Origin of the sequence: Amycolatopsis sp. La24, from assembly GCF_029087445.1 — a bacterium.
GTDB lineage: Bacteria > Actinomycetota > Actinomycetes > Mycobacteriales > Pseudonocardiaceae > Amycolatopsis > Amycolatopsis nivea.
The window spans coordinates 1-1,584 of sequence record NZ_JARACH010000141.1 but is presented as its reverse complement, the minus strand read 5'-3'; the positions used below and the strand labels follow the sequence as shown (position 1 = coordinate 1,584).

Below are 1,584 nucleotides of genomic sequence, written 5' to 3'. Positions count from 1 at the left end.
TCGGAAATCCTGACGTCATGTCAGAGAGTCCACACCATCGAGTGAGAGCGCGCTGGCCAGCGCCCCAGCGTCGACAAAGAACAGCCAGCACCGACGAACACCGGGAAGTTCCGGTATCCGATCCTGCCGAGATCGCAGAATTCTCCGACGCAGCACAGGCGACCGACGACACCTACGTCGAACTCAGCGCAGACCCGCTCGAGGACGGAGAGGCATCGCAGGTCGAACTCGACGTCGCCTGAAAAGACCCAACGCCCTCACGGACCACGTAACAAGTTACGGAGATACCTATGTCTGCGCCTGGAAACGTTCGCCACCCTGCACCCTTGCTCACGCAGAACAGCGAGATGCGCCAGATCGGCGCATGGAACTGGTCCCTGCCAGCGTGGGCTGGCCGTCTGCCCGACGGGCGAACTTTCAACACCTGCCCCAGCGCCGGAATCTGCGCGCAAGTCTGCTACGCCAGGCAGGGCACCTACACCTGGCCGGTCGTGCGCGCCAAGCATCACCGGAACCTGATGTTCGTCCTCGACGACTTGCCCGGCTGGGAAGCCGCCATGCTCTCCGAGTTGGAGTCAGCCAAGTTCCGCGGAGTCTGGGTACGGATCCACGACGCAGGCGATTTCTTCAGCGACCCTTACCTTCTGGCGTGGCTCCGGATCTGTCGCGCCCGGGCGGACACGGCATTTTATGCCTATACCAAGGAAGTCACCAGATTCCGCCGCCTCGTCGAGCCGAACCCGCCCGCGAACTTCTGGTGGGTGTATTCCTACGGCGGAACCCAGGACTCTGCCCTGAATCCGGAAGCAGATCGCGTAGCCGACGTTTTTCCCGACGAAGCCTCCATCGCCGCAACCGGCTGGGCTTCGCAGAAGGCCAACGACCTGCTCGCCGTGCTCGGCCCCCACCTCGTCGGCGTTCCCGCCAACCGGATTCCCCGCTATCTCAAGCGCATGGCCGGGCGTCGGTTCTCCGAATGGCAAGCCGAGGTCGACGCCGAGGGCACAGCCCGTCAGAACCGCCGCCACCTGCGCTCCGTCGCGAACTGCAAGCGGTCCTCGGACGAAACCGCTTCGCCGTCGCCCGGTCTCGTCTCGGCGAAGGACACCGAGCACCGCCGAGCGGCCTGAGCCGCGGGACGGTCCATGTTTCCTTCTACAGCGGATTCCTCAGGAGACTCCCGATGCCTTGGCCCCTACCACCCGCCGGTGATTCCGGTCCTCCAACAGTTGTGCTCGCCTCGCCATTTGGCGACTACCTGCGCGACCCGCTCGGGTTGTTCCAGAACATTGCCTCTTACCTGCGCGACCTAGTCCTGACGTTAGGACCGATCGGAGCGCCGGTCCTCGCCGTCGCCATCGCCGCCGCAGCGGCCGCGCGACAGCGGTGGCGACACCGCTACCAGGAAAGACTGGCTGCTGACGCACGTCTCGTCACTGTGCAGGCACCGCCGACCGTCGACCCAACCGGCGCGATCACCGTTTGGTCCAACCTGGTCGGGCTGCTTCGGCCCGGCTGGCTTCGCCGCTTCAGCGGGCAACCCCACGTCGGGTTCGAGCTCACCTTCACCTCCGACGCTGTGCC

2 protein-coding genes and 1 pseudogene are annotated in these 1,584 nt (G+C 65.1%); all 3 read left to right on the top strand.

From position 1 onward, the window contains the following. Positions 1-242 (top strand): hypothetical protein (locus PUT80_RS46185; protein WP_275295918.1); only part of this gene is annotated, 242 nt, incomplete at its 5' end. A gap of 84 nt (positions 243-326) precedes the next feature. Further along, positions 327-1,130: a hypothetical protein gene (locus PUT80_RS46180; RefSeq protein WP_343076925.1), complete on the top strand. Its 804-nt coding sequence runs from the start codon at positions 327-329 to the stop codon at positions 1,128-1,130. A 101-nt stretch (positions 1,131-1,231) separates the two neighbouring features. Further along, positions 1,232-1,584, top strand: a pseudogene (locus PUT80_RS46175) (type VI secretion protein); the annotation flags it as partial.